Annotated in this window: 22 protein-coding genes, 1 tRNA gene and 1 pseudogene; 15 read left to right on the forward strand and 9 right to left on the reverse strand. The window is 55.3% G+C overall.

Annotated elements, in window-relative coordinates:
- The first annotated feature begins 137 nt into the window (after positions 1-137).
- Entirely contained in the window at positions 138-686 is a 549-nt protein-coding gene (locus tag CHH67_RS14390) for a sigma-70 family RNA polymerase sigma factor (RefSeq protein WP_425320446.1), read from the forward strand.
- Positions 679-2055 (forward strand): DUF4179 domain-containing protein, encoded by a 1377-nt coding sequence (locus CHH67_RS14395; RefSeq protein WP_095265894.1) that lies wholly within the window; start codon positions 679-681, stop codon positions 2053-2055. The genes CHH67_RS14390 and CHH67_RS14395 overlap by 8 nt, the downstream gene beginning before the upstream one ends.
- A 166-nt stretch (positions 2056-2221) precedes the next feature.
- Here the strand turns inward: CHH67_RS14395 and CHH67_RS14400 are convergent, their stop codons facing one another.
- A complete protein-coding gene (locus CHH67_RS14400; protein WP_095265895.1) occupies positions 2222-2599 on the reverse strand; it encodes a cytochrome-c oxidase in 378 nt (125 codons plus the stop codon).
- A gap of 272 nt (positions 2600-2871) precedes the next feature.
- Here CHH67_RS14400 and CHH67_RS14405 point away from each other — a divergent pair, with 272 nt between their 5' ends.
- Positions 2872-3924 (forward strand): lactonase family protein, encoded by a 1053-nt coding sequence (locus CHH67_RS14405; protein ID WP_095265896.1) that lies wholly within the window; start codon positions 2872-2874, stop codon positions 3922-3924.
- A 241-nt stretch (positions 3925-4165) separates the two neighbouring features.
- Here CHH67_RS14405 and sleB read toward each other — a convergent pair whose 3' ends face one another.
- On the reverse strand, positions 4166-4771 hold the full coding sequence (gene sleB, locus CHH67_RS14410; protein WP_230875614.1) for a spore cortex-lytic enzyme: 606 nt from the start codon (positions 4769-4771) through the stop codon (positions 4166-4168).
- 451 nt (positions 4772-5222) lie between these two features.
- Here sleB and CHH67_RS14415 point away from each other — a divergent pair, with 451 nt between their 5' ends.
- The 4 genes and pseudogenes from CHH67_RS14415 to CHH67_RS14430 all read left to right on the forward strand — a co-directional run bounded on the left by CHH67_RS14415 (position 5223) and on the right by CHH67_RS14430 (position 8440).
- Positions 5223-6311: a sulfate ABC transporter substrate-binding protein gene (locus CHH67_RS14415; RefSeq protein ID WP_095266042.1), complete on the forward strand. Its 1089-nt coding sequence runs from the start codon at positions 5223-5225 to the stop codon at positions 6309-6311.
- Positions 6312-6349: 38 nt separating this feature from the next.
- A pseudogene (cysT, locus tag CHH67_RS14420) lies at positions 6350-7194 on the forward strand (sulfate ABC transporter permease subunit CysT).
- 21 nt (positions 7195-7215) lie between these two features.
- Positions 7216-8079 carry a sulfate ABC transporter permease subunit CysW gene (gene cysW, locus CHH67_RS14425; RefSeq protein ID WP_095265897.1) on the forward strand — a complete coding sequence of 288 codons (864 nt, stop codon included), beginning with the start codon at positions 7216-7218 and terminating at the stop codon, positions 8077-8079.
- Between the two features lie 136 nt (positions 8080-8215).
- The gene (locus tag CHH67_RS14430) at positions 8216-8440 is read left to right on the forward strand and encodes a YezD family protein (protein ID WP_095265898.1); all 225 of its coding nucleotides are present in this window, start codon (positions 8216-8218) and stop codon (positions 8438-8440) included.
- Between the two features lie 160 nt (positions 8441-8600).
- Here the strand turns inward: CHH67_RS14430 and CHH67_RS14435 are convergent, their stop codons facing one another.
- Both CHH67_RS14435 and CHH67_RS14440 read right to left on the reverse strand, forming a co-directional pair.
- Entirely contained in the window at positions 8601-9494 is an 894-nt protein-coding gene (locus CHH67_RS14435) for a hypothetical protein (RefSeq protein ID WP_095265899.1), read from the reverse strand.
- Between the two features lie 298 nt (positions 9495-9792).
- Positions 9793-10713, reverse strand: coding sequence for a hypothetical protein (locus tag CHH67_RS14440; protein ID WP_095265900.1), 921 nt, complete (start codon positions 10711-10713; stop codon positions 9793-9795).
- 673 nt (positions 10714-11386) lie between these two features.
- On the opposite strand from CHH67_RS14440, the gene CHH67_RS14445 reads away from it, so the two are divergent.
- From CHH67_RS14445 to CHH67_RS14455, 3 genes are all read left to right on the forward strand, one after another.
- The gene (locus CHH67_RS14445; RefSeq protein WP_095265901.1) at positions 11387-12019 is read left to right on the forward strand and encodes an NAD(P)-dependent oxidoreductase; all 633 of its coding nucleotides are present in this window, start codon (positions 11387-11389) and stop codon (positions 12017-12019) included.
- 50 nt (positions 12020-12069) lie between these two features.
- Positions 12070-13869: an NAD(P)H-hydrate dehydratase gene (locus tag CHH67_RS14450; RefSeq protein ID WP_095265902.1), complete on the forward strand. Its 1800-nt coding sequence runs from the start codon at positions 12070-12072 to the stop codon at positions 13867-13869.
- A 494-nt stretch (positions 13870-14363) separates the two neighbouring features.
- Positions 14364-14642: a hypothetical protein gene (locus CHH67_RS14455; protein ID WP_144029267.1), complete on the forward strand. Its 279-nt coding sequence runs from the start codon at positions 14364-14366 to the stop codon at positions 14640-14642.
- Between the two features lie 342 nt (positions 14643-14984).
- Here the strand turns inward: CHH67_RS14455 and CHH67_RS14460 are convergent, their stop codons facing one another.
- Positions 14985-15455 carry a hypothetical protein gene (locus tag CHH67_RS14460; protein WP_095265904.1) on the reverse strand — a complete coding sequence of 157 codons (471 nt, stop codon included), beginning with the start codon at positions 15453-15455 and terminating at the stop codon, positions 14985-14987.
- 52 nt (positions 15456-15507) lie between these two features.
- On the reverse strand, positions 15508-16410 hold the full coding sequence (locus CHH67_RS14465) for an SDR family oxidoreductase (RefSeq protein ID WP_095265905.1): 903 nt from the start codon (positions 16408-16410) through the stop codon (positions 15508-15510).
- Between the two features lie 364 nt (positions 16411-16774).
- On the opposite strand from CHH67_RS14465, the gene ssuE reads away from it, so the two are divergent.
- Together ssuE and CHH67_RS14475 are read left to right on the forward strand one after the other, a co-directional pair.
- Positions 16775-17323 (forward strand): NADPH-dependent FMN reductase, encoded by a 549-nt coding sequence (gene ssuE, locus CHH67_RS14470; RefSeq protein ID WP_095266043.1) that lies wholly within the window; start codon positions 16775-16777, stop codon positions 17321-17323.
- Positions 17324-17404: 81 nt separating this feature from the next.
- A complete protein-coding gene (locus CHH67_RS14475) occupies positions 17405-17995 on the forward strand; it encodes a P-loop nucleotide/nucleoside kinase family protein (protein WP_095265906.1) in 591 nt (196 codons plus the stop codon).
- A 417-nt stretch (positions 17996-18412) separates the two neighbouring features.
- Here the strand turns inward: CHH67_RS14475 and cypC are convergent, their stop codons facing one another.
- Positions 18413-19672: a CYP152 family fatty-acid peroxygenase CypC gene (gene cypC / locus CHH67_RS14480; protein ID WP_095265907.1), complete on the reverse strand. Its 1260-nt coding sequence runs from the start codon at positions 19670-19672 to the stop codon at positions 18413-18415.
- A gap of 247 nt (positions 19673-19919) precedes the next feature.
- Between cypC and CHH67_RS14485 the strand changes: the two genes are divergently transcribed.
- The gene (locus tag CHH67_RS14485) at positions 19920-20690 is read left to right on the forward strand and encodes an AAA family ATPase (protein WP_413773591.1); all 771 of its coding nucleotides are present in this window, start codon (positions 19920-19922) and stop codon (positions 20688-20690) included.
- Positions 20691-20857: 167 nt separating this feature from the next.
- Here CHH67_RS14485 and CHH67_RS14490 read toward each other — a convergent pair whose 3' ends face one another.
- Both CHH67_RS14490 and CHH67_RS14495 read right to left on the reverse strand, forming a co-directional pair.
- Positions 20858-21889 (reverse strand): ribonucleotide-diphosphate reductase subunit beta, encoded by a 1032-nt coding sequence (locus CHH67_RS14490; RefSeq protein ID WP_095265908.1) that lies wholly within the window; start codon positions 21887-21889, stop codon positions 20858-20860.
- A 553-nt stretch (positions 21890-22442) separates the two neighbouring features.
- Positions 22443-24776 (reverse strand): ribonucleoside-diphosphate reductase subunit alpha, encoded by a 2334-nt coding sequence (locus CHH67_RS14495; protein ID WP_095265909.1) that lies wholly within the window; start codon positions 24774-24776, stop codon positions 22443-22445.
- A gap of 851 nt (positions 24777-25627) precedes the next feature.
- On the opposite strand from CHH67_RS14495, the gene CHH67_RS14505 reads away from it, so the two are divergent.
- Together CHH67_RS14505 and CHH67_RS14510 are read left to right on the forward strand one after the other, a co-directional pair.
- The gene (locus CHH67_RS14505) at positions 25628-25933 is read left to right on the forward strand and encodes an MTH1187 family thiamine-binding protein (protein ID WP_095265911.1); all 306 of its coding nucleotides are present in this window, start codon (positions 25628-25630) and stop codon (positions 25931-25933) included.
- Between the two features lie 111 nt (positions 25934-26044).
- Positions 26045-26116, forward strand: a tRNA-Thr gene (locus CHH67_RS14510).
- Positions 26117-26195 lie beyond the last annotated feature (79 nt).

Below are 26195 nucleotides of genomic sequence, written 5' to 3' on the forward strand. Positions count from 1 at the left end.
GGACGGGTGGTCATGATTGATTGGCTCGAGGCAAGCGGCTGATGATATCGGACCTTGAGCCGAAAAAATAAAAAAACGATTGGTGGCTCTCCCCCGTCTTTAATGGTAGTGTTGCGTTATCTTCTAGGCAGAAATGAATGAGGGGAAGGAAAGCTGGAATGGAGGAAATCGAGCTGGCTCATGCGGCATGCAAAGGGGACGAGGAGGCATTCTATGCCCTGGTATCGCTTCACAGGCGGCGCTTGTATACCATAGCCTGGAGCTATTTGCACAATGAAAGCGATGCGCTGGACGTGCTGCAGGAGACGGTCTGCCGGGCGTGGATGAAGCGCGGAAAGCTTAAAGCGCCGGAGGCGTTCGTACCGTGGCTGATTCGTATTCTGATCAACTGCTGTGTCGATGAGCAGAAGCGAAGGAAACGAATGATTCCGGTTGAGGACATCAGCCGCAGGGAAGGGGCGGCAGAAATGGTAAGCGACAGCAAGCTGGATCTGGAGCAGGCCCTCCGCCGGATGAAGCCGAAATATCGCCATGTCCTGATTCTTAAATATTATGAGGATATGACGGTGCCTGAAATTTCTAAAATATTGGACTGTCCGGAAGGGACAGTCAAAACAAGACTGCATCAGGGGCTCAAGCTGCTGAGGCAAAAAATCGAATCGAAAGGGGTGCTGTTCGATGTTTGAGCGCGAGGAACGATGGCTGAGGGAGATGGGCAGGGATGCAGCTGACAAAGCGCAAGCAGAGACCACCCCGGATGACGCCTTGGATACGGCCATCCGAAGCGGTATTCGCCAAGGCCGTCAACGAACGAAGCGACGCCGTCAAGGTCTCTTTGCCCTGGCAGGCGCATGCGCATTGGTCCTGATCATGATGGGATGGAGCTGGGAGAGCCTGGTCCCGCAGCGTGCGCAGTCTATCGAAGGGCCGTACCCGCCGCTTACAGGGTTTGATTTTGGCGAGGATGTTACGCTGAACGCTGCGAACGCACATGGGCTGATTCAGCCGGTCCATCAGTCCGTATCCGAGGGTGATTATACGGCTAATATCAACGGCGTGTTAGTCGGCTCTCAGCAATTGGTCATATTTTATACGCTGGAGAATCACTCGGGTCAGCCTATGAAGCTTCTGCGGACGGATATTGAGCGCACGGGATCGGACATCCCGCTGGAGTCTTTTTCCGTAATGTCCCCCTACGCGGAGCCAGATCAGAGCGTGCACCGCTCATGGCTGGATATCCGTCTGGAGAATGCAAGCCAGCTGGCGGATGAAATTACGGTCTCCTTCGCCGTGGCCCCATATTCAACGAACATTGCCCATGCCACGGAAGCCGAGAATGAAATACGTCTTGATGTCGATATTTCCTTGGACCTGGGCATTTCAAGTCAATTTACGACTGTCACCCCGCTAAACCAGATGCTGGAGATAGAGGGGCAACGATATGATGTGGAGCAAGCGATATTATCCCCTGCGGGCATTGTGGTGAAAGCCACTGTGCCTAACAGCAATACGATGAAGGTAACCGGATTGGTGGAGCCTTATGTGGAATCGGTTATAGACGGAGAGGTGGCACGGCTTGCCAGTCGGGGAGCCTTTTTACCAGGGGAAGACGGCCAAATGACATACTTTTTTGACAGCAACATACTGGATCAGCCGGAATCCCTTACTTTGAAAGCAGGGGGACTGCTGGCTGTGGATCCCTCGACCATGCAAGTTGTTGTGGATACGGAGAAGGGAGAGGTCATTCATTCGCCCGACGGTGGCATGCAGTTTGGCAGCTACGAGGATCATGTGCTGGTGCTGGAGTATCGTGAGGAGGACGAGAGACTTTTCGGCAGCGTGTCCTTCGAGCCTGAGTTTGTAGATGGAGAGGGGCGGCGGCATACGCCAAGGGAAGAGGCCGGGTCCCGGACAACCTCCTCCATGGACGCGGGGGCCAAGATCATCCGCCAATACATCTACCTGAAGCCGCAGGCTTATCCGCAGCCGCTGACATTTGAGCTGAGCAGCTATCCCGGAGCGATCGAGAAGGCTATAGAAATTCCCCTGCAATAAGAAGGAATCGGGACGGAGTCGCTCCCTGTTATGATCATTGCGGGGAGCAATCGGCGGCAAACGGTCAGTCCGCAGCCTCGGCCCATTACCCGCGTACATGGGACCTGACGTTCTTGTCCAATCCAGGATGATGAGGTCAGGGCCCGTTTCATGCCGGTTCGGTGAATTACTTATCGTGCCGCGTCCCGATATTGGTGAACACGGTGTACAGGAACGACAGCACACCCAATGTGACCAGAATGCCGCCGGCGGCGATGACCGGCTCCACGGCTTCATAGCCGTGTACGAGCAGGAACAATCCTGTCATCATCAGCGGCAGACCGATATTGTGCAGCCAAAAGTGGACCTTGCCAAAGATCGACTCGCCTGCAGCCGGAAACAGATGGTAGATGACGCCCGCAAGCCCGAGCGACGCCCAGCCGAGCAGATTCACATGCGCGTGAATAGAGGAGTAATTGTAAGTATGGTTGATGGACATGTACATCCCGAGCAGAATGCCGATGAAAAAATATACCGCTGCAATTTTGATCAATTGAATGCCCAATCGAAAGCCTCCTTCCTAGGGGTGCTACTATGATGTATGTGGTACAAGCGGAAAGTAGACCTGGCAAGGGAACAAGCTTTCACCAATCGATGGCGAACCCTGTGATTCTCGTCGAATCCGATGTAGAATAGAGAAAAACTTCCAATCGGAGTCTGCGATAGGATGGGGCTCCGATGCAAGGCCTATGTTTAATGAAGGGAGCGGACCGGGTAAAAGATACCTGAAGGCGCATGAAGTTAAGTTAAGATTCACAATAAAAGGAGCGGGTGGATATGCGGGACGAAGTTATTTTCTACATAGGAACCTACGGTTCCAGGGACGAAAACGGAATACATTGGGGAGCGATGGACCGAAACACCGGCGAACTTCGGCTGCTGGGCGGCACGGCAGGCATCGAAAACGCCACATTTCTTGATTTCAATGAGGCGTCCTCCGTGTTGTATGCCATCAGCGAGATCGGTGTCAGCGAAGCGGTGGCTTACTCTGTAAATCCGGAGACCGGTGAACTGACTGAGCTGAACCGCACTCCGGCAGGTGTGTCGGGGGCCTGTCATGTCTCGCGTTCGAGGGATGGCAAGCGGATGTTCGTGACGGGATATACCGACGGGCATATTGCAGCGCTATCAATCGAGGATGACGGCAGGGTCGGAGAGGTGGTCTCGAAAGTTCGCCATGTCGGGCGCAGCCTTCGGGATGACCGCCAGTCCGAGGCGCATCCGCATTCGTCGCACGAGACGCCGGACCGCCAGTACGTGCTCGTCAGCGACCTCGGGATGGATGAAATCAATCTGTACCGGCTCGAGGAAGGCAAGCTGGTTACGCATAAGAAGATCAGTCTGCCGCCTGGATCAGGTCCGCGGCATACAGCCTTTCATCCGTCGGGACAATGGATGTACGGCACGAATGAGCTGAACAGCACGGTCGCCGCTTATGCGTATGACAGCACGTTCGGAGATTTGAAACTGCTTCAGCATAGCGCGACGCTTCCGGCGGATGCGTCCGTGGATGACAATACATCCTCCCATATTGTGGTATCCCCATGCGGACGCTATGTGTATGCTTCAAACCGGGGGCATGACAGCATCGTTCAGTATGTCATCGATGAAGCGAGCGGTCAGCTGCGCCCGGTGAACTGGGTATCTTCCGGCGGCAAAACACCGCGTCACTTTCAAATCCTGCCGGGCGGCTTTCTGCTCTCGGCCAATCAGGACAGCGATGTGATTGCCAGCTACCGCATAGACCCGGATACAGGCAATCTGGTTGCCACCGGCTTCACGCTGGAGGTGAAGCGTCCGGTCTGCATCTGTCCTATTGAAAAGGCCTAAGCAAGAGAAATCCACACCTTATCCACATATTAAAAAAAAGCATCTGCGGCTTTAAGCTGCGGATGCTTTTTGCTCTGTTCATTAACCGTTCGGGCCAATCCGGCGTCCATCGATCCGTAACATGGAATCGAATACGAAGACAGGCGATGCTTCAACGGACGAGGAGATCCTTGGGGATCTCCTGCATCTCATTTGGCGCGTCTACATTCAGAAGAAGCTGAGTCTCGATGGACGTCATCCGTTAATGGGCGAAAATATGCTTGCCGATCTTGACTACCTGCGGTCTGGTCCATATCCATGCGCTGGTGGCCGTATCCGGATTGAAGTAATACAAGGATTCGTAGGTCGGGTCCCAGCCCTTCACCGCTTCCAGGGCGGCGCGGTAGGCTGTCTCGTTGGGCGTCAGCCAGTATTGGCCGTCGTCCACCGCTGTGAAAGCCCGCGGCTGGAACACCACGTCCCGGATGTTGTTCGGGAACTCGCTTGACTGAATGCGGTTCATGACCACCGCGCCGACGGCGACTTGGCCGGTGTAAGGCTCTCCGCGCGCTTCGCTGTAGATGACGCGGGCCATAATGTCCATTTCCGGTTGATTGAGCGTATATTTTTTCAGCTGCCTCCAGGTCAGCGGTCCGGCAACTCCGTCAGGGCTGAGCCCATACTCCTTCTGGAAACGGGCGACGGCGGCTGCCGTATTCGGGCCGTATTGTCCATCCAGAGGCTGCGTGTAGAAATCGAGCGTTCTCAAGCGATACTGCAAGTCCCATACATCACCGCCGGTGCTGCCAGACTTGAGCAAAGGAGCTGCCTCCGCCTTCTGGGCAAACCCAGGAAGGAATGCCAGCATGATGACCACTAAAGAAGTGATGAATGTTCGTGTACAAGTCTGCTTCAACAACGTTGTCCCATTCAAACTGCGTATGTTGATCCTCTCCTTTCGGGTTGAATTATAAAGATGGAAACAGTGGTGTACAACCATCAGGATATGGAAATCCATACGCAGCCTTGGGTTTCAGCTATAAAATGGTTCCCTGGAAGCACCTTGGGACCGGCTGCCTTTATTTTGAAAAAAAGGTTTGACAGCAGCAACAACCTCTTTTACAATAGCCTATATAACTTACTAAACAGGTAGGAATTATAAGATTCGTTCTAACCGTACAGACGGAGGAACGCTCGAAGGATGAAGCAGACACGGATGCGTCCGGTTTGACCTCATTCTCCGGGCTTTCTCTGTCTTTTTTTCGTACTCCTGCCTGTTTAGTGAAGACCAGAAGAACAAGTGGGGAAGGGATATGGATATGAAAAAGAGGATAAAAACAGGGGTTCTGACAGGTCTGGCTGCGGTGATGGCACTGACGCTGGTCGCTTGCGGATCACAGACAACGGGTTCGTCCGCAAGTCCATCGGGCAGCGCTTCTCCCGCCGATTCGGAGAGCAAGGAGAGCAAGGAGAGCGTAGAGCTGCTCAATGTTTCCTATGATCCGACCCGGGAGCTATATGATCAGTACAATAAGGCCTTTGCCGCTTATTGGGAGCAGGCCCAAGGACAGAAGGTGACCTTCAAGCAGTCTCATGGCGGGTCGGGTAAACAAAGCCGCTCGGTCATTGATGGCCTCGAAGCGGATGTGGTGACACTCGCGCTCGGTTATGATATCGACGCCATCCGCGAGGCTGGATTGATTGAGGAAGGCTGGGAAGAGGAGTTTGAGCATAACAGTTCTCCATACACGTCCACCATCGTATTCCTGGTGCGCAAAGGCAATCCGAAGAACATTCAGGATTGGCCCGACCTGGTTCAGGATGGGGTCGAAGTCATTACGCCGAATCCGAAGACATCCGGCGGCGCGCGCTGGAACTACCTGGCGGCATGGGGGTATGCGCTCAAGGCCAACGGCAATGACGAGGCGAAAGCGCAGGAGTTTGTCAAGGAGCTGTTCACCCATGTGCCGGTGCTGGATAGCGGTGCACGCGGGGCGACAACGACGTTTGTCGAGCGGGAGATCGGCGATGTGCTGCTGGCTTGGGAGAATGAGGCGTACCTGTCCATTCACGAGCTTGGCCCCGACAAATTCGAGATTGTGAATCCGTCGGTCAGCATTTTGGCGGAGCCGCCGGTGGCGATTGTAGATAAAGTGGTGGATAAGCGCGGCACGAGGGAAGTCGCGGAAGCCTATCTGAACTATTTGTACAGCGAGGAAGGGCAGACGATTGCAGCCGATAACTATTACCGCCCGACGCTGGACAGCGTAAGCGAGAAATACCAGGAGCAGTTCCCGGCGATTGAGCTGTTTACGCTGAGAGATGTTTTTGGCACATGGGAGGAAACCCAGAACAAGCATTTTAATGATGGCGGTATTTTCGACCAGATTTACGTGCCGGGCAGCTGATCGGAGGGGCACTCCGAAGGCAGGGAGGATGAAGAATGATGGCGGTAGCCAACAAGCAGAACAACAGGGCGGCACGGCGGGTGCTGCCCGGATTTGGAATTGGGATGGGGTTCACGGTTTTTTATATGAGTCTGGTGGTGTTGGTCCCGCTATCGGCGCTGCTGCTGAATAAAACAGGGCTGACTTGGGATAAGTTCTGGAGCGTGGCTACAGATCCCCGGGTGCTGGCGTCGTATCGGATCAGCCTGGGCACAGCTGCGATTGCCGCAGGGGTGAACACCGTGCTCGGCCTTCTTCTGGCCTGGGTGCTTGTGCGGTACGATTTTCCGGGCAAGCGGCTGTGGGACGCGCTCATTGATTTGCCGTTTGCGCTCCCGACCGCCGTGGCCGGGGTCGCGCTCACCGCGATATACTCTGCGAACGGGTGGATCGGCTCGCTGCTTGCCCCGCTTGGCATCAAGGCGGCATTTACGCCTCTGGGGATCACGATCGCCCTGATGTTCATCGGCATTCCGTTCGTGGTGCGCACGGTGCAGCCGGTGCTGCAGGACGCGGAGCGGGATGTCGAAGAGGCAGCGGCTACGCTCGGTGCCGGCCGCTGGCGCACGTTCCGCGCTGTCATTCTGCCGACGCTGGTGCCTTCGCTGCTGACCGGGTTTGCGCTTGCTTTTGCCCGCGGGATCGGGGAGTACGGCTCCGTTGTCTTCATCTCCGGCAATATGCCGATGAAGACCGAGATCGCACCGCTATTGATCATGTCCAAGCTGGAGCAGTTTGACTATGCCGGAGCTACCGCGGTGCGCTGCTCTTGCTGCTCATCTCCTTTCTGCTGCTGCTCGGCATTAACATACTTCAACATTGGGCGCGTAAGACCGCCCGGTAGCCGAAGGAGAGGAGGAGGAACATGGCTGGAACTGTACCTGGCAGAGCCACTTCGTCGGTTGTGGCGCCGGCCTCACCGGCAGCGGTGGAGAAGCCGTGGGTCAAATGGAGCCTGGTCGGCTTGGCAGGCCTCGTGCTGCTGTGGCTGATCGTGCTTCCATTGGTTACGGTGCTGTCCGAAGCGTTGAAGAGAGGCATCGATGTCTACTGGGCGGCGTTAAGCGATCCGGATGCCCGTGCCGCCCTTCGTCTAACACTGCTGGTTGCGGCAATAACCGTGCCGCTGAACACGGTGTTTGGCGTCATGGCAGCGTGGACGATTACCAAATTCCAATTCAAGGGCAAGAAGCTGCTCACCACGCTGATCGATCTTCCGTTTGCAATCTCTCCGGTGATCGGCGGCCTGATCTTCGTGCTCGTATTCGGGCGTCAGGGCTGGTTTGGTCCCTGGCTGGAGGCGCATGATATCAAGATCATCTTTGCAGTTCCGGGCATCGTGCTGGCCACGCTGTTTGTCACCTTCCCGTTTGTAGCCAAGGAGCTGATTCCGTTAATGGAGGAGCAGGGCACCCAGGATGAGGAAGCGGCCGTCACGCTTGGGGCGAGCGGCTGGCAGGTGTTCTGGAAAGTGACGCTGCCAAGCATTCGCTGGGGCTTGCTGTACGGCATTATATTGTGTAATGCCAGGGCGATGGGCGAGTTCGGGGCGGTCTCCGTCGTCTCGGGCCATATTCGCGGAGAGACCAATACACTGCCGCTGCATGTGGAGATTTTATATAATGAATATCAGTTTTCGGCATCGTTTGCAGTCGCTTCGCTGCTTCTGTTATTAGCGCTGGCCACGCTGCTCATTAAAAATTTGCTGACGCGAAAAAATGCACATTGACAGTGCTTTTTATTCCATGCTAATGTTAATTCATACTATACTGGTTGGAAAAGGATGAATAGACGGGAGGAGCCAATTCTCCCGGAACAGATAAGAACATATGGGCCTACCTATGCCCGGTGAGGAGGCGGTATCCATGGCTAAACCTTTGAAGGTGGATGACACGTGGCTGGAACGCATTGCAGGTCTTCTGAATGACATGGAATTCGGTTCGCTGCAGATTGTCGTGCATGAGGGTCAGATCGTGCAGATGGAGCGTACAGAACGCAAACGTTTTGAGAATACAGCCTCTGGTACAGGGAAAAACCAAGGCGGGTCCCGAGCAGCTCAGCAACAGCAGCGAAGAGCGGGATCAAGATAGACGAATATTGCGGTGACTGCACAGAGAACGACATAGAAGCACTTCCCTAGATGGGCGATGGAATGATCTCATCAACCCGGGAAGTGCTTCTTTTTGATGTGAATTCCGCTGTGTTCGTTCCATAAGCTGTCCAGGCAGGCGGCGCGAAGCAGCCCGTGTGTCAGCTGCGGGTGTTCGGACCTGGCTCAGGGGAAGCCGCTTCATTGATGGCCGCAGCCTCCGGAGCGGCCGGAAGCTGCTTCATCATGTCCGGATGGCCGGCATAAGGACGCTCGCGCCGCCGGCGTTTCGCGGTAAACCGGAAGCCGGCCAGATACAGGAGCAGCTGGAGGATCAGGACGTAAGGCGCGGCCTCCAGCCAGATCCAGCCCGGCAGGGCAGCGGCTGCAATGAGCAGATGAAGCATATGGATGATGATGCCACTTGATTTGCGCTTGCCGTCCATCAGCAGCCGGTAGAAGGACACCGTGGCGATCATGCTCGTGAGCCACAGACTCCATACCTCGGGCATCAGCCATGCCGAAGGCTCGCGCAGCCGAATGACCATTTCGGCTGTCCAGACGATGGCAGCCCCCAGGGCGATGGCAGGAACAGCCGGCTTCAGCAGCAGCCACAGCCCCATTCCCCAGCCGGGGCTTTCTACCCGGCGGATGATTTCAGTGCGCTCCTCGATCAGCCGGTTCATCTCCCGCTCAAGCGCGCGGTGCAGCATCCCGAGCCGGGATTCATCCTGGTCGCGCAGGAAGGTATCCAGATGCTCCTGCAAATCGATGGTGAGCCGGTCAGCAGCCTTACACTCCTGCACGAGAGCAGTCAGACTTTCGTTCACAAGCGGTCCTGAGCTCCCGCCATTCATGCGGTCGTCAAGGGCTCCGGCGAGCCTTGTGTACAGGCTCAGGGATTGCCGAATGCGATCAATCGCCTCCAGGCGTGCCTGATGGAGCCGGGAGGCGCTGTATATGTATAAGCCAATGAAGATGGCGGCAGCCAGAAGAACAGCCACCAGCCCTTCCATGGAACCGAACGTACGCGCTATCCAATCCGTAAGGGACAAGCGGAATCCCTCCTTCAGTGTTCTATCTTCAACTATTGCACAAGAAGGAAGGGATTTCAAGCGACAGGGAAAAATGGGCTTGCAACCGTGCTGAGCGCTGTCACCATTTTTGCTTAAGGGAAATAATGTTGATTAAGGGAAAAATTCAAGATGCAGGCAATTCAAGGCTCAGGAAAGGATGAGGGAAGGATGGAATTCCACTTGAAAAGCGCACCGACCCACAGGCTGCTGCTAACGGCTGTGTATGTGCTTCTGCTTCTGTTGGCAGCCTGAGGGGATGCGGTCTGTGCTGAGATCATTATCGCTCCGCAAGCTGCTTAAGCGAGCGGTATTCGTGAATGGCGATGCCGGTATACGATGGATGCTGGCTGGCAAGCGACTCCACAATCTCCAGCTGCTCTTCCATATACTCGATGCCTTCCTCGTGGAAGGTAATGAAGGCGCCTTCGGAGCTTTCCTTGGTCTCAATGGCAACGATGGCCCGGACACCGGCAGCGTCGGCTTCCTTCAGCTCGGGGGCAGCGACGCTGTATATGTTGTCGGCCTGATCGCGGTAGGCCATGATCGCTACTTCGTCGAACTTGTCCATCATCCATCGGCTGACGGTGACGGATTCACCGGGCACGCTATATTTATGCAGCCAGAACGGGATGTCGGCCGTGATCGGCAAATCCAGCTTGCCGGCGCGGTCCACCAAATACTGCACGTTGGATTGCCACTGTTTGATCAGCGAATCGTAGCTGGTTGTCCATTCCTTCAATACATGGGGTTCAATATCGACATGGATACCGGTAAATCGCTCCTCCGGCGCGGCTGTCACCTGATAATCGGCAACCCAGTCCATAAAATATGAAAGCTTCGGACGCTCGGAGGTTAATGCCCAGGCGGGCGCGCCATTCAGGACGTGCACCTCGATGCCATGCTTGCCGGCTTCGCGGATAAACTGGTGATAGTATTCCCGGCGGATGTCCGGGTTCATCTGCAAGTAGATCACATGGATCTGCTGACTTGCCGCGAAGGACAAGATCTCTTCCCTCTGTTCCCGGATGATGTCAGTGTTCCACAGCCAGGTGGCCCTGGTGTAGGACTCGGTATCGACGGATTTTACAGTAGTCATGGTTTCGGCGGGCGCGTGCATGAACGTCTGAACCGGGCTGCTGACCAAATAAAGACAGTTCATAAGACAGAGGGCAACGATGCGGAATGTGCTGCTTAGCATTGACTTGGTGATCTCCTTTAACCGTTATAATAAGTGGAGTCATACACACGATAAAAAACTGGACCAGGCATAGTGCAGCCGGGCTAAGGGCGAGGACCTATTTTTGACGTGAGGTGACTTGATTCGACATAATTACGACTTGATACAAGGGTATGACGTTGTGTTTTTCGCGAATAAGCACTTGTCTATATATAATAATGAAGGAATTGGATGGTTTTGGCATGGGTCTGTAGTACCTGTTATTTCTAAAAAATGAGAATCATAGCAGGTTTTTATTATGCGTGAGTGGGATAAGTAATAAGAAGGATCATGTTTGGCTTACACTAATGAGCAGTGCTTGATATTACCAACGGATTTGAAGCGAATAGAGGACAGGGAGTTGATGGAGCAAAATGGAGCAAAACGAAGTAAAGCCCGCGCCTTTGTCCCTGATTTCAACCGATGAGGTGGTGAATGAAGGACAGAAGAAATCTGGGGGCAAGAGCGATCGAAAGTCTGCTCCAATTCCCGAGAGGCATACTTCGGAGTCATGCACTGCTGGAAGTCATACACGGATTTCCGATATGAGCCTGATTTTTGTGGCAAAAAGAAAATAACCTCATAGCATCGAAAATGGTATAGTAATGGTCTGGTTTCAGGTTTTATATCCAGAGATGAAAAGGAGCTTAACTATATGAAGATTGCATTGATTGGAGCGACAGGAACGATTGGAACCCGGATTGCCCAGGAAGCGCTGCGGCGCGGGCATGAAGTGACGGCGATATCCCGGAATCCGGAGCAGCTGGAATTTGAGCATGACAAGCTGAACACACATCAGGCGGATGTGATGGACCCGGCTTCATTGGAGCAGGCGATCCAGGGGCATGATGCGGTGATCAGCGCGTTCGGGCCCCTGTTCGGAAGGGAGGAGGAGCTGGTGGCCGCTGCCCGCACGATTGTGGAAGGCACCCGCCGCGGCGGAGTGAACCGGCTGCTGATCGTGGGAGGCGCAGGAAGCCTGCTGACCGATGAGGGCGTTCCGCTGATGGAGACCGCCGGTTTTCCGGAGGAGATTCGGACGCTCGCCAGAGCGCATGCCGATGCTTACAATATCTATAAGGAAGCGGATCTGGACTGGACCTATCTTAGCCCGGCTGCGATTATCGAGCCTGGGAAGCGCACGGGTTTCTTCCGGATCGGCATGGATCGCCTGGTGACCGATGAGAGCGGAGAGAGCCGGATTTCGGCGGAAGACTACGCGGTAGCGATGCTGGATGAGCTGGAGGATCCGCAGTTTATCCGGGCACGGTTCACAGTGGCATACTAGTCAGGGGCTCGCTGGAGCTTGAATGGAATGAAGGAAAGGAGAGGGCCTTCATGTATGTAGTGACGTCAGAAGAGATGAGAGCATTGGATGCCTATACCATCGACCGATTGGGCATCCCTGCGGTGGCATTAATGGAGAGCGCGGGAAAAGCGATTGCCGAGGAGGTGCTGAAGCTGTGCCGCGAGATGCGGTGCGGCGGAGCCAGTGTCCGCCGCGCCCTCGTCAATGGAGCGAGTGCATTCGCAGCGGATGCGCGCACGGATCAGCCAGCGCCTGTTCCAACCGCTGCGCGTCCGGGCTGGTCCCCTCCGCAGGAAGCTGCGCATTCCTCCGCGTACAGCGAGGCGCAGGCACGCCTACGCCTACAGAGGGATACATACGAAGCGCAGTATCGGATGGGCTTTCCGGTGGAGGACGATGCGCTTCTTGACCCCGCGCTGGCCGAGGATGAGCATTGGCTCATCCTGGTCGGCAAGGGCAACAACGGCGGCGACGGTCTGGTCGCCGCCCGGCACCTGCGTGACGCCGGCGTGCGCGTCACGCTGCTGTTCGCCGCCGAGCCATCCGCATTGGCGGGGGCGGCGGCGCTCCAGCGGGATGCCGCGGCAGCGCTCGGCATCCCGGCTCGGGTCCACGGCGCGGACGCCGTGGACATGGGCGCGTTCACCGGCATCGTGGACGCGCTGCTGGGCACGGGCGCGGCTGGCGCGCCCCGCGGCGCTTACGCCGCGCTCATTCAGGCCGCGAATGATAGCGGCCTGCCGATTGTGTCCGCGGACATTCCGAGCGGACTGGACGCCGATACCGGCGCGCTGCACGAGCCCTGCATCCGGGCGGCGGTGACGGTATGCCTCGCGCTTCTGAAGCGAGGCCTCGTGCAGTACCCCGGCGCGGAGGCCGCCGGCCGGGTCGTCCTGCGTGCCATCGGCATCCCCCGTTCGCTCGGCCGCGAGCAGGGCGTCAGCACGCATCTGCTGACGCCGGAGGTGCTGCGGAGCGAACTCGGGGCCGACCCGGCGCGCCCGCGCCAGCCCGAGGGCCATAAAGGCACCTATGGGCATGTGCTTGCGGTGGCCGGGAGCCGCACGATGAGCGGCGCGGGCCTTCTATGCACCCGGGCGGCGCTGCGCGCAGGCAGCGGGCTTGTGACCTGGGCGGTGCCTGAGGCCCTGGTGCTGCCGCTGGCAGGAGCCTCTCCCGAGCTGATGCTGGCGCCGGGCACGGACGAGGCGGATGCGAACGCCGACGGCGGATACTGGAATGAATCCGCTGCAGACCGGATTCTCGAGCTCGCGGGCAGCAGGGATGTGCTGGCGGTCGGCCCCGGGATGGGACGCTTCGATGGCGATACACGCTGGCTGCGCCGCATATGGGAAGAGTGGCAGGGCCCGCTTGTCATCGACGCGGATGCGCTCAACATGCTGGCTGCAGCCGAGGACGCGCATGCCTGGCCCCGGCGCGCGGCGGGCACGGTCCTGACGCCGCATCCGGGCGAGATGGCGCGGCTGGCCGGCCTGTCCACGGCCGAGGTGCAGCGGGATCGCATCGCCTGTGCGACGCGGTATGCGGCTGCGCAAGGAGTAACGCTGGTCCTCAAGGGGGCCCGCACCGTGGTTGCCCTGCCGGACGGCTCGGCCTACATCAATACCACAGGTCATCCCGGCATGGCCACCGGGGGCTCCGGTGATGTGCTTACCGGCATTATCGCCGGGCTGCTGGCCCAGGGATATAGCGCGGGGGCAGCGGCAGCGCTCGGCGTATGGCTCCACGGCCTGGCCGGAGAGCGCGCCGGGCTCCGCCGGGGGCATCCTGCCGCCGTCATCGCCAGCGACATCATTGAGGAGCTGTAGGCGGCTTTGGCCGCTTACGGCTCCTTGCCGTCTGCTGGCAGCTGTGGCACTTCATACAGGGGCCGCCCTGGTCCATGGTGCAGGCACACGCTCATAGCGCATGTCTAGGAGTGGATGTCCGTGGCACACGCCCGTAGCGCGTGACTAGGAGTCCATGGCCATGGCACATGCCCGTAGCGCGTGTCTAGGAGCGCATGTCCATGGCACACGCCCATAGCGCATGTCCAAGGGGACCTGTCCACGAGACACGCCCATAACGCATGTCTAGGGGGTGCATGTCCGTGGCAAACGCATAGCGCATGCTATAGGCGTTGGCCGAAGCATTAGTGGCAGGGCTGCTCATGGCATGAAGCCAGGTGTAGACGCATATGCCTGTTCCCTGAGCTTATCTCAGGGACAGTATGAATCATTTTGCCGGTAGATCGTTTGCCTGTTTGATATTGAGTTCATGAGATCGTATGATGTGTATATAAATGGAATTCGTGGGAGGGGATATGATGAAGTGCAAATTTACCGTCGCCTTGGCCTCCGGCATTGGTTTTGCCTTTCTGTGGTACTACTTCTCAGCCCTGCTCTTTCATATGATCCACTTAGGGGACGGAGGGGCCTTTAGCCTGCTCGTTTGGGTGGTGGGTGCTTCCCTGTTCTTCTATCTGCATAGCATCGTGAACGTGAATCTTCGGAAGAACGTTCCGCAGCATGCCAGGTTACTGAGCAGAGCGTCCACGCTATCCTTTTTATCCGCGGTCTGTGTTATTTTTATGATCCATTGATCCTGTTAGCAAGGCATGATCGGCGTTCGTGTCCTTAAGGAGCTGCCCGGCAGCCGGTCCCGGCTGCCTGCAGCACACTGCATGATCGGTCGTTTAAACGGAGGTGGCTGACACGAATCCGATGCGAACGAAGAGAACCCGCGACAACTCAAATCTCGAGAATTGCCCCGGTGCTATGCTTGAAGCATGGCAGGCGGGGCTTATTTGCTGTGCCCATGCGCCTCTTGTGTCTTATGTGTCTCATATGCCTCGTGTGCTTCGTGTGTCTTATGTGTCTCATATACCTCATATGCCTCGTGTGCCTCGTGTCCCTGCCCCCCGAAGAAGGCCTCGCGACAAGCTTTAATACAAGACCACGCAAACCAGCGGCACAATCAGCGCAAAAAAAGGAACCCACAGCGTTGGCTTCGAGAACAGCTCCTTCCCCCACCGCATGCCGAGCAGCAGCAGGGCTCCTGTCGCAGCCCGCAGCCATAGCTCCGGCGAACTGCCTGCCATGAAGCCGCCGAAGAACAGCAGGCCGCATGCTGCGTACAGCGCTGCCTGGGATGCTCGGCTTCGGATGCGGAGCAGGGAGGTGATCGCGTCTGCGACGAGGGAGGCCGTCATGGCATAACCGTACACTATATGCTCAAGCGGAATGCCGGATACGCCGAGCGCGGCGAGCAGTTCGTTCTTTCCTAGCGGCAGCAGCCAGAAAAATGCGGTGAGCAGCATGAGGAGGGCACCTGCCCCTGCAAGCTTGCTTAACGCATAGGCGCCGACATCCATCCGGCTGGCGCGTTGTGGCCGTCGTTGATGTTCGAAGTTCATAAGTCCTTCACCCTCTGCTTTTGCTGAGCGGTCAGCTCTCCTATGGGCGTCATTAGGAGGTGACCATATTGCCTCCATTCACATGCAAGGTCTGGCCGGTAACGTAGGAGGAATCGATCGCTGACGCCAGGTAAACGAAAGCCGGAGCCAGCTCATAAGGCTGCCCCGCACGCTTCATCGGGGTCTCCGTACCGAACACGGCCACATCCTCCGCCGGAAAGCTGGCGGGAATAAGCGGCGTCCAGATCGGTCCTGGCGCTACGGTGTTTACGCGAATGCCCTGTCCGGCAAGCGAGTGGGCAAGCGAGCGAGTGAGCGTAACGATCGCGCCTTTCGTGGAGGCATAATCGATCAATCTCTCATGGCCTTCATAGGCGGTGATGGATGAGACGTTAATGATCGAATCCCCGGATTTCATATGCGGCAGCGCCGCTTGAATCATGAAGAAGAACGGAAAAATATTCGTCTGGTACGTATGATGCAGCTGCTCCTCCGTAATGTCCAGAATGCTGTTCTGGACGTACTGTACGGCATGATTGTTCACGAGCACGTTCAGCCGGCCGAACTCTCGCAGCGTCAGTTGCACCACCTCGAAGCAGTTTTTTTTGTAGCGCAGATCAGTCTTGATGATCAGGCAGCGTCTGCCGAGCTGTTCAATGCGGCGCTTCGTTTCCTCCGCGTCCGATGTCTCGTACAGATACGGAATGACCAGATCGGCGCCCTCCTTGGCAAATGCGATGGCCGTTGCCCGTCCGATGCCGCTGTCGCCCCCGGTGACAATCGCGACCTTCCCTTCGAGCTTGCAGCTGCCGTAATAATTCGGGTCCTCGTAGAGGGGACGCGGGGTCATCAGGCTTTCTAGCCCAGGCTGACAATCCTGATGCTGGGGCGGAAAAGCGATCGGCTGCTCTTCACAGACCGTTTTGCTGCCGTAATAAGGGATCGGATTTTTCATAATTCCTCCTTGATGATCTAGGACGGTGAACGTTCCTGGTGATGCTTTATCTCTATGCATTCGCCCAGCAGAGGGTGCCGCTTCTCCCGTGGAGAAACTGGGTAGATGCGGAGGGCTGACTGCCTGTTCATCGGCAAGGGGACAGGGGACTCTAAGAACAGCGCACAGCCGGATATGTCCGTAAGGAAGGGGCGCGCAGGCGCCCGGTTTGTATTGACAATTGCCGCGGCAGATTGATACGATGAAATAAATCTGACAAGATTTCTATGAATTAACCATGTTGTTAGACGCGGATACAGGGACTTTGCAGGATGAATGTAAGGTCTTTTTTTCTAGAATTCTTATGAAAACAGAGGTGATGAAGATGGCAAAAGCGGTCATCATTAACGGAAGTCCCACACCCGGTTCACGTTTGACGGCGGTGATGGCGCACAGTGAGCAGATGCTGACGAATGCCGGTTTCGAGGTGGAACGGATCGACGTATCCGGCCTGCCGGCTGAAGATTTGATACATACCAAATTTGAGAGCGAGTCGATTGTGAAAGCGAACGGTCTCGTAGCCGAAGCCGATGCGGTCATTGTGGCCAGTCCGGTATATAAAGCCTCGTTCACCGGCGTGCTCAAGACGTTCCTTGATCTGATCCCGCAGAAGGGATTGGCCGGCAAAATCGTGCTTCCCCTGTTTATCGGCGGCAGCCTCGCACATCTCTTGTCCATTGACTATTCCCTGAAGCCGGTGCTTTCGTCAATGGGAGCCCGGCACATACTGGGCGGTGTGTATGCGGTAGACGCACAGGTAGCGCGGACGGAGCAGGGCGGTTTCGATATGGATGAGGTGCTTGTGGAGCGGCTGAATGCCGCGCTGGACGAGCTGGTGCTGGAAACGCGGTACCGGGCCGAGCGCAACAGCTGATTTCCTTGGAAGCGAAGCATGAGCTTGTGAATTGGTGAAGTTTGACGAAGCATGGCATTGAGAAAACGGAGGGATACTACATTGCAGAAGCTGGTATTTTTTGTAGGAGTGGCAGGTACAGGCAAAACAACGGTAGCCAAAAAACTGGCGGCCCGAATTCCAGCGGCCTTTCTGGATCGGGATACGGTAGGCGGACGTTTCGTGGAGAAGTTTCTGGAGAGCAACGGGCTTGACCCGAATGACCGCGACTCCTCCTTTTACAAGGAGCATCTGCGCGATCTGGAGTACGATACGACCAAAGACATTTGCATCGAGAATTTGAATGCCGGACAGAATGTATTCATGATCTCGCCGTTTACGGCCGAGCTCAAAAACCGCGCCTGGATCGAAGAGGTCATCACATCCGCCGGCCTGACCAAGAACGAAGTGGATGTCAAAGTCATCGTCGTGACGCTGAAGGATATGGACCTGCAGAAGGAGCGGATCATTGACCGTCAGACCGAGCGTGACCAGTGGAAGCTGGACCATTGGGATGATTTCAAGAAACGGGTCGATTTTGTGCCTGAGATTAGCTGGGACATTCCCGAGTCGGCGATCAAGGTATTCGACAATAGCGGCTCCTTGACGGAGGAGAAGGTGGAGGAGCTGTATCAGTTCATCGCGGCTGAGTAGGCATTTCCCGGGAAACGTTTGGGGACTTGTAAGGAACGGATTTTGTTATCCGGATACAATAAAAGAGCGTTCATGGGTGCATACCGCGAGTTTTCGGCACCATGAGCGCTCTTTTTTGGTTACAGCTCATCCCTTCGGCCCGCGTGCTTTCAGCGCGCGGCATCGGGTCCGGCCCTGCAAGCATGTAGGCATGCCCGACCTGCCGACCTGGCACGTGCCCACAGAGACACTCTGCGCACGGTGCAGATATGGCTCTCCACTGTGCTGAGCCATAGGCAGCTGGTTCTAGTTCTATGCCGGTCTATTGTCCGTAATCCTCCCAGCCCGGCCCTGCCTGCAGCCGGGTGTGCAGCAAAACCAAGCAGCCTTCCGCAGCTACCTGGAGCCTGTACATCAGCCGACAATCCGCAGGGCAGGTTAGCGGGGGCGGCGAAGCCGGATGTTGTTCATGATGAATCCGCTGCCCGGGAACGTTGGCATCCGGTTTAACGGATAGCTCAAATCCTGCTCAGGCAAGTCATACTCGATCCGGTTTACCAGAAAATCCAGGCTGGCTTTCATCACTTCAACCGTGACCCCTTCGCCGGGACAGCGATGCCCTTGGGCCGGATCGCCTCCGCCTTGAGGAATCAGGCGGTAAGGGTCTTCATTCCCGTTCCGAAACCGTTCCGGATCAAATACATCCGGTTGTTCCCAAATTTCCGGGTCATGATGCATGCCGTAGATATCAAGGAGCACGAGCCGGCCTTCCTCGAACGCCACGTCCTTCCAGACGAAATCCTGCTTCACCCTGGCCCCGAGGAAAGGGGCAAAGGGATAATAGCGCCGCACCTCCTGAGCAAACATCTCAAGTTCCTCAGGGCCGCCGGACGCGAGCTTGTCTCTCCAGACAGGATATTCATACAAAGCCAGGGCAGAGAAGGTGATGAAGGTGGCGATGGCCACGATTGGACGCAGGATGTTGATCAGCTCGATCGCGGCCATATGGTCATCCAGCGGCTGATCGTGCTCATCCCGATAATACGCGATGCGCCCCAGGGCTGACTCGCGATCCACCTGGAGATGCCCGGCCCGCACGTCCTCGATCATCTTCCGGATCCATGCTTCGGTCTTCGTTCGTGCACGTCTTCCTTTCCAGTGCCGGGGGCCGACAGCGCCGAAGGCATCGACCATATCATAGAAGTCCTCTGCGCGCGCCCGAACCTCCTCTTCCGGCAGCGGAACACCGGCCCAGCCGCACGCCACCTGGCATAACAGCGCCTTGGCTTCCTCAAACAGCATGATGCTGTCTTCCCGTTCCCACTGCGCCGCTGATGCAAGCCACTGCTCGGATACAAGCTCAGCCAGCCTGTGCTGGTGGCTGGGCGTCAACAAAGACATGAACAGGAGCTTGCGATGAAGATGTGACCCGCCGTCCATCGTTTGAATCGCATTGACACCGAACAGGGACTTCTGAATGCGCTTGGGAGCAGCTCCTTTTCGCTGGAATTTATCCGTATCGTAGAATAGTCTGGCGGCATCGTGCCCGTGCATGTAGATTACACGCTCCCCGAGCAGACGGCCTTCAAACAGGTTAGTATTATAGCGCTTGACCCGGTTCATAATGAACGAGTATCCCTCGGTCATGAGATCAAGACTGCTATCCAGGCTATGATCCTGCGGTAACGTATCTCTCATCCGAATATCTCCTTCGCCATATCGTTTATACCTTTTATGTATCCAATGGAGGATGCAGCGAATCTGGGAGGCTAGATTCGCTGCTCAGATCTGGAGCTGAGATCCATAGCCAGATCTATAGCCGAGATCCATAGCGGAGAGCCGCGTCCAGCTTCAGGCACTGCCGCTCTGGGCGTAAGCATCGTGAAGTTGGGCCGGCCTGGAAAATAAGCTATAGTAGAAGGAGGAAAGTGACGTTCTGTCACAAGTGGATTTCGTATGGAAGGAGGATGGGACAATCGATATTTCCAAATTGCATTCCTATTTGCGATCGGTGACTTTGCTGAAGGAGCGGGTTCCGGCATTTTCGGAATATCCGTTTAATCTGCCTGCCGTGTCTGCCCTCGATGAGCTTGAGTTTCATCCGAAGGTGACCTACATCGTAGGGGAGAATGGCATGGGGAAATCAACGGTGCTGGAAGCCATCGCGGCGGCGCTGGGGTTCAACCCGGAGGGCGGCACCCGAAACTTTAATTTTGCCACCAGGGAGTCACATTCCGAGCTGTACCAGTACCTTCGGACCGTGCGCGGCGTGCGCAAGCCGAAGGATGGCTTCTTCTTCCGGGCGGAGAGTTACTACAACGTGGCGACCGAGGTCGATGCCCTGCAGGCGTTTGGATCGTACGGGGGCAAATCTCTGCATGATCAATCGCATGGCGAATCCTTTTTCGCTACCTTTATGAACCGGTTCAGCGGACATGGGCTGTACATTATGGACGAGCCGGAAGCGGCATTATCCCCGTTCCGCCAAATGGCGCTGCTCCGGCGCATTCATGATCTGGTTCACGAACATTCCCAGTTCATTATCGCTACCCACTCGCCGATTATTATGGCCTATCCGGACGCCTGTATCTACAAGCTGACCCCGGAGGGCATTGAGACCTGTCAGCTGGAGGAAACCGATCATTATATGATTACGAAAGAGTTTATTAATAACCGCGAGGCTATGCTGCGGGAGCTGCTGTCTGATGACGATTGAAGCGCCCAGAGGAAACAAGAGCCTGCCCGCTTTACGTGATGCATTCATAACAAATAGAGCGGTCATTCACGGTGTATTCCCCGATGAATGATCGCTCTATTCTATATATTGCGAAAGCTTAAGGATTCTACAAATCAACACACTTATGCATCTTACCGTTTACCGACTTACAGATCATCAAAGCCGTTATCGTCCCCAACTTTACCATAGTTACGGGACTTCGCTTCGAAGAAGTCAGTCTTGGTCGCGTTAAGCGCCTCGTCGGAGAAAGGCTTGATCCAAGGCATGCAGTTGACGTCCACGCCCTCGTACGCTTTTTCCAGACCCATCATCGTAATGCGGCGGTTGGCGATGTATTTGATATAATCGGACAGCTCGCCAAGATCGATGCCGCGAACCTTGCTGAGCGTATAATGCGCCCAGTTCGTTTCGAGCTCTACCGCACGATCGATCGTACGGTATACGTAATCGATGTTCTCCTTGGTGTTCAGTTCCGGGAAGTCCTTCAGCAGCTGCTTGAACACTTCCGCGAAGAAGTAGCAGTGCTGGTTCTCGTCCCGCTGGATGTATGAAATCATCTGGCTGGTGGCCATCATCTTCTGATCGCGAGCCAGGTTGTAGAAGAACGCAAACGTACTGTAGAAGAAAACCCCTTCCAGAATCAGGTCAGCCACCATCGATTCAAAGAACGTCTGCGGCGTCGGATTGTCGCGGAATCCTTGATAGATGTTGGAGATGAACTGATTGCGCTCCAGCAGCACCGGATCATGCTTCCAGTATTCAAAAATCTCCTTCTGTTCCTGCTCGGAAACGATGGAGGACAGAACGTAAGAGTAAGATTGGTTATGCACAACCTCCTGCTGACCGATGATCGCGGAGATCGCTTCGAGAGACGAGTCGGTGAAATAACGCTTCACATCGCCGACAAACATCGTCTGCATGGAGTCGAGAACAGCAAGCAGGGAGATGTTGATTTTGAAGGTACGCTGTTCTTCCGGATCCAGAAGCGGAAACTGCTGTGCATCTTTGGACATCGGGATTTCATCCGCGATCCAGTGGTTCAGCAGCAACACCTTGTACAGCTTATACATATGAGGCATCCGAATGTCGTTCCAGTTCAGAATCCCCGAGCATTCACCTTCAATGATCCGAGTGGACCGGTTTGGCGCCTCGGTGTTGAATATTTTTTGCAATTGCATTCCCATTCTCTCCTTGCATTTATAGTAGGGCGGGTATCCGTTCTCCAGCCGCTGTTGTCCGCCCTTTGCTTGATTTATATAAAAGGGTGGCAAAGAGCTCCCAAAGGCGTCTTCCGCCCGGATACCCTTACCCTTGTAGTCTTTTTTAGTGAGTTGTTTCATGCCCTGCTTGGAGCCCTCCAAGCAGGAAGTGGAAGATAACCCTCTCCGTAGCGCCCCCCGTCCATGCACAAACGTAAAGCGAATCCCGAAGGGAGAGCGCTCCAAGCAGGAAGTAGAAGATCCCCCCCTCCGTAGCGCCCCGGTCCATGCACAAACGTAAAGCGAATCCCGAAGGGAGAGCGGGCCCTCCGCATCAGTAGCAGGACGAGGCACTCTCCAACTCTTCCGTCACCACGCCACATTCCAGCGTTCCCGAAGGGAGACAGCGCTCCGACCACCGCTAGTCACTCAGACGCGCCCCTCAACCTCACTTTTGCCCCATTTCCGGGTATCCAAAGGGCAGAGCCCTTGGGGCCCTCCCTTGGAAGGGAGGGTTTGGGTGGGTTCGATCTTAGCTGGCACACGACTCGCATTCTTCAATTGTCAGCGCACGGCTGCGTACATAGTAAGTCGACTTGAGACCGGCCTTCCAAGCGTGCAGATGCAGCTCCAGGAATTCAGACGCCTTGATGTCCGGACGAACATACAGGTTAAAGCTTTGCGCTTGGTCAACGTGACGCTGACGGGCAGCCGCCATTTTAATGGACCAATGCTGATCGATCAGGAACGCTGTTTTGTAGTACCAGATCGTTTTCTCGTTCAGATCCGGAGCCGGGTTCGCTACCTTGTAAGTCGTTTTCTCTTCGTAGGACAGCAGCTCGTACAGCGGATCGATGCTCGCCGTGGAGCCCGCGATAATCGAGGTGGAGCCGTTCGGTGCGATAGCAAACAGCCATGCATTACGGATACCGTTCTTCTGCACCTGCTTCTGAAGCTCGCGCCACTGCTCGGCCGTCACGAACTTGCCTTCATGCTCGCCATCAGTGTAGCCGCGGAACTCAAAGTATTTGCCGGACTCCCAGTCAGAGCCTTTGAACTTCGGATAATGGCCCTTCTCCTGAGCCAGCTCCATGCTGGATTTGATGAGCAGATAGTTAATGTGCTCGTACAGATTGTCGTTATATTCAACCGCCTCGTCGGACTCCCAGCGAATGCCTTCCAGGGCCAGCAGATGGTGCAGGCCGAAGGTTCCGAGACCGACCGCGCGGTACTGGCTGTTCGTATATTGAGCTTGCAGAACCTCAATGTTGTTAATGTCGATCACGTTGTCCAGCATGCGAACCTGGATAGGTACGAGACGCTCCAGCACACCAGCTGGTACTGCGCGAGCCAGGTGAATGGAATTCAGGTTGCACACAACGAAATCGCCAGGAATTTTCGAGATGACGATACGGGTCTGGCCGTCTTTTGTCACCAGCTCTTCCTGTTCTACGACAGTCGGAGACTGGTTTTGCATAATTTCCGTGCACAGGTTGGACGAGAAAATCATGCCGTGAGCCGAGTTCGGGTTCGCCCGGTTAACCGTATCACGATAGAACATGTACGGTGTTCCGGTTTCCAGCTGGGATTTCATAATCCGCTTCATGATGTCAATCGCCTGAACGGTAATCCGCGGCAGATCCGGGTTCGCGACGGCTTCGGCATATTTCTCACGGAAGGAGCCTTTGCCTTTCTCTTCGTCGTAGAAATCCTCCAGCCCGAGCGGACGGCCGTTCTCGTCTTTCCAGCCCATAATTTTCTTCACTTCATGCGGGCAGAAGAGACTCCACTCATCGCGGTTCTCAACAGCTTCCATGAACAGGTCAGGCAAGCATACGCCGTGGAACACGTCATGCGCTCTCATGCGCTCGTCACCGTTGTTCAGCTTCAGATCCAGGAACGACAAAATATCTTTATGGAATACATCAAGATATACTGCAATCGCGCCTTTGCGAGTGCCAAGCTGGTCTACGCTCACCGCAGTGTTGTTCAGCTGGCGGATCCAAGGGATGACGCCGGAGCTGGTGTTCTTGTGACCGCGGATATCGGAGCCGCGCGCACGCACTTTGCCGAGGTAGACTCCGATGCCGCCGCCCATTTTGCTGAGACGAGCAACGTCCGTGTTGGAGTCGAAAATACCTTCAAGCGAGTCGTCCACGGTGTCGATAAAGCAGCTGGAGAGCTGGCCTGCCACTTTTTTGCCTGCATTGGACATCGTTGGCGTAGCAGCTGTCATGTACAGGTTGCTCATTGCCCAGTACGCTTCTTTAACCAGCTCCACACGCTTGTCTGCTGGCTCGTTATGCATCAGATACATGGCAATGACCATGTAGCGTTCCTGCGGAAGCTCCATGACACGGCCGTCGAAGTCGGTTGCAAGGTAACGCTCAGCCAGCGTCAACAGGCCGATATAGTCAAACAGCAGGTCACAGCTAGGATCGATGAACTCACCGAGCTCATCAATTTCTTCTTTTGTATAGCACGTGAGAAGCTCCTCACGGTATATTCCTTTTTGAACCAGCTCGTTAATGAGCGGATAGAAGGCCCCGTACGGCTCTTCCGGGTAAGCTTTGTAGCGGCGGTTGTATGCTGCTTTTTTATATAAAGAAGTAAGGAATGAACGTGCGGCTGCAAACTTCCAGTTCGGTTCCTCCTTGGATACGAGCTCCAGGGCGGACATCGTAAAGGCGCTGCTGATTTCCTCGCCGGTCACCTGATCACCACGCAATTTTGCCTTAACACCACGAAGAAGACGTTCTTTATCGAGCGCCTCCAGGTCCTTCAGAATCCGGTCGGCATAGACAGACAAGCGGATTTCATCAAAGGCAAGTTGACGGTTGTTCGGTTTAACTACCAGTTGTGGCATAAATAATTCCTCACTTTCTGGGGGGAAGTTATAAAAAATAAAGATGAAATAAGATGAAAAAAACATTTTCGAAAGCCAAAAGTGGCTTGAAAATGTCCATACGCTGCGATTCTCAAGCGGAGAAAGCCAAAAAGAGGTTGGCAGTCTGGTATGTACAGGCGCGCAAGTATACGGACACTTTCCCAGATGAACCAGTAGGAATCGGTGTCGGGTATACAGGCAAGTCTCCTGACTTGGGTTATGCAAGATTGGTGTCTTCCGAGCGTGGATCTCGTCAGCTAACACAGCAGGTTGCCCAGCTGCTTGGCCGCTTCCTTGAGCAGCCGCAAGCCTACACAGTGGCGCTTCGCGGTCGATTCTCCCTATCTACCTTACTTGGGCTAGATCGACTGGTAGGCTGCCTTAGCACCTGTATACACTATATTTGGTTACCGCTTCTATAATGTAACCCAATATATTGTGTTTGTAAACAACCAACTTAAAATTAGACGCATTGAGAATTATAGCAAACGAGCCCCAATCACGCCACTATTTGATTCGGCAAATGGCTGTAACATTCCCCCAATTGTGAGCAAATGCGACGATTTCTTCGCTGATTCCGCCTATATTATCATTTGACCAAACCTGCAAAAAATGATGCCAAAGTCATGGTGCAAGCACCGGTGTATTTGCGTATAAACTCATTGCAAAAGATGAGTCGATGGGATTGTTTTTATATAAAGGGTAGTGGACCAGGACATCCAATATGGGAATGAGCTCGTCTATAATAGGAATCGGATAAAGATTGAATGTTGTAAAATACAGAAAATTGAAATAATAATACAAGTAATGCAATAAAGGAGGTTGTGGTGATGGCAATCGCGGAGGTAACGGTGATACCGATCGGAACCGCATCAACGAGCTTGAGTTCATACGTTGCTGAAATGCAGCGTGTCCTGGAGCAGCAGGACGGCATTACCTACGAGCTCACCTCGATGAGCACCATTATTGAAGGAGAGCTGACATTTGTATGGCGGGCGATTGAGGCTTTGCATGAGGCGCCTTTTCTGTCCGGGGCGAAGCGGGTATCCACTTCGGTCAAAATCGATGACCGCCGGGACCGGGCCTCGTCCAGCAAGCAGAAGCTGCAGTCGGTGCAGGAGAAACTGGGCGGCTGATCAAGCTAAACCCGGGGTTTATCCGGTCTATTTTTCTTCACGGAAAAGGTATTGCATTTTCGCACCAAAGTATTATAATAATTTTTGTTGTTTCGGCGAGAAGCAACGCCTGCTGGTGTAGCTCAGGGGTAGAGCAACGCACTCGTAATGCGTAGGTCGGGGGTTCAATTCCCTTCACCAGCATTGTACGTTAATACCGCGCAAAGTCAGCGTTGAATGTACTGTTAGGGTTGTCGGTAGGGCTACGCACTCCCCGCCATAA

The organism is Paenibacillus campinasensis, from assembly GCF_002272015.1.
Lineage (GTDB): Bacteria > Bacillota > Bacilli > Paenibacillales > Paenibacillaceae > Paenibacillus_AQ > Paenibacillus_AQ campinasensis.

Excerpts from the sequence above, each read along its gene's own strand:
- CHH67_RS14415 (WP_095266042.1), top strand. The coding sequence starts at position 5,223 with ATGAAAAAGAGGATAAAAACAGGGGTTCTGACAGGTCTGGCTGCGGTG.
- CHH67_RS14395 (WP_095265894.1), top strand. The coding sequence starts at position 679 with ATGTTTGAGCGCGAGGAACGATGGCTGAGGGAGATGGGCAGGGATGCA.
- sleB (WP_230875614.1), bottom strand. The coding sequence starts at position 4,771 with ATGCTGGCATTCCTTCCTGGGTTTGCCCAGAAGGCGGAGGCAGCTCCT.
- CHH67_RS14430 (WP_095265898.1), top strand. The coding sequence starts at position 8,216 with ATGGCTAAACCTTTGAAGGTGGATGACACGTGGCTGGAACGCATTGCA.
- CHH67_RS14390 (WP_425320446.1), top strand. The coding sequence starts at position 138 with ATGAGGGGAAGGAAAGCTGGAATGGAGGAAATCGAGCTGGCTCATGCG.
- CHH67_RS14440 (WP_095265900.1), bottom strand. The coding sequence starts at position 10,713 with ATGCTAAGCAGCACATTCCGCATCGTTGCCCTCTGTCTTATGAACTGT.
- CHH67_RS14450 (WP_095265902.1), top strand. The coding sequence starts at position 12,070 with ATGTATGTAGTGACGTCAGAAGAGATGAGAGCATTGGATGCCTATACC.
- cypC (WP_095265907.1), bottom strand. The coding sequence starts at position 19,672 with ATGAGAGATACGTTACCGCAGGATCATAGCCTGGATAGCAGTCTTGAT.
- CHH67_RS14460 (WP_095265904.1), bottom strand. The coding sequence starts at position 15,455 with ATGAACTTCGAACATCAACGACGGCCACAACGCGCCAGCCGGATGGAT.
- CHH67_RS14445 (WP_095265901.1), top strand. The coding sequence starts at position 11,387 with ATGAAGATTGCATTGATTGGAGCGACAGGAACGATTGGAACCCGGATT.
- ssuE (WP_095266043.1), top strand. The coding sequence starts at position 16,775 with ATGGCAAAAGCGGTCATCATTAACGGAAGTCCCACACCCGGTTCACGT.
- CHH67_RS14465 (WP_095265905.1), bottom strand. The coding sequence starts at position 16,410 with ATGAAAAATCCGATCCCTTATTACGGCAGCAAAACGGTCTGTGAAGAG.
- CHH67_RS14405 (WP_095265896.1), top strand. The coding sequence starts at position 2,872 with ATGCGGGACGAAGTTATTTTCTACATAGGAACCTACGGTTCCAGGGAC.
- CHH67_RS14495 (WP_095265909.1), bottom strand. The coding sequence starts at position 24,776 with ATGCCACAACTGGTAGTTAAACCGAACAACCGTCAACTTGCCTTTGAT.
- CHH67_RS14455 (WP_144029267.1), top strand. The coding sequence starts at position 14,364 with ATGATGAAGTGCAAATTTACCGTCGCCTTGGCCTCCGGCATTGGTTTT.
- CHH67_RS14505 (WP_095265911.1), top strand. The coding sequence starts at position 25,628 with ATGGCAATCGCGGAGGTAACGGTGATACCGATCGGAACCGCATCAACG.
- cysW (WP_095265897.1), top strand. The coding sequence starts at position 7,216 with ATGGCTGGAACTGTACCTGGCAGAGCCACTTCGTCGGTTGTGGCGCCG.
- CHH67_RS14490 (WP_095265908.1), bottom strand. The coding sequence starts at position 21,889 with ATGCAATTGCAAAAAATATTCAACACCGAGGCGCCAAACCGGTCCACT.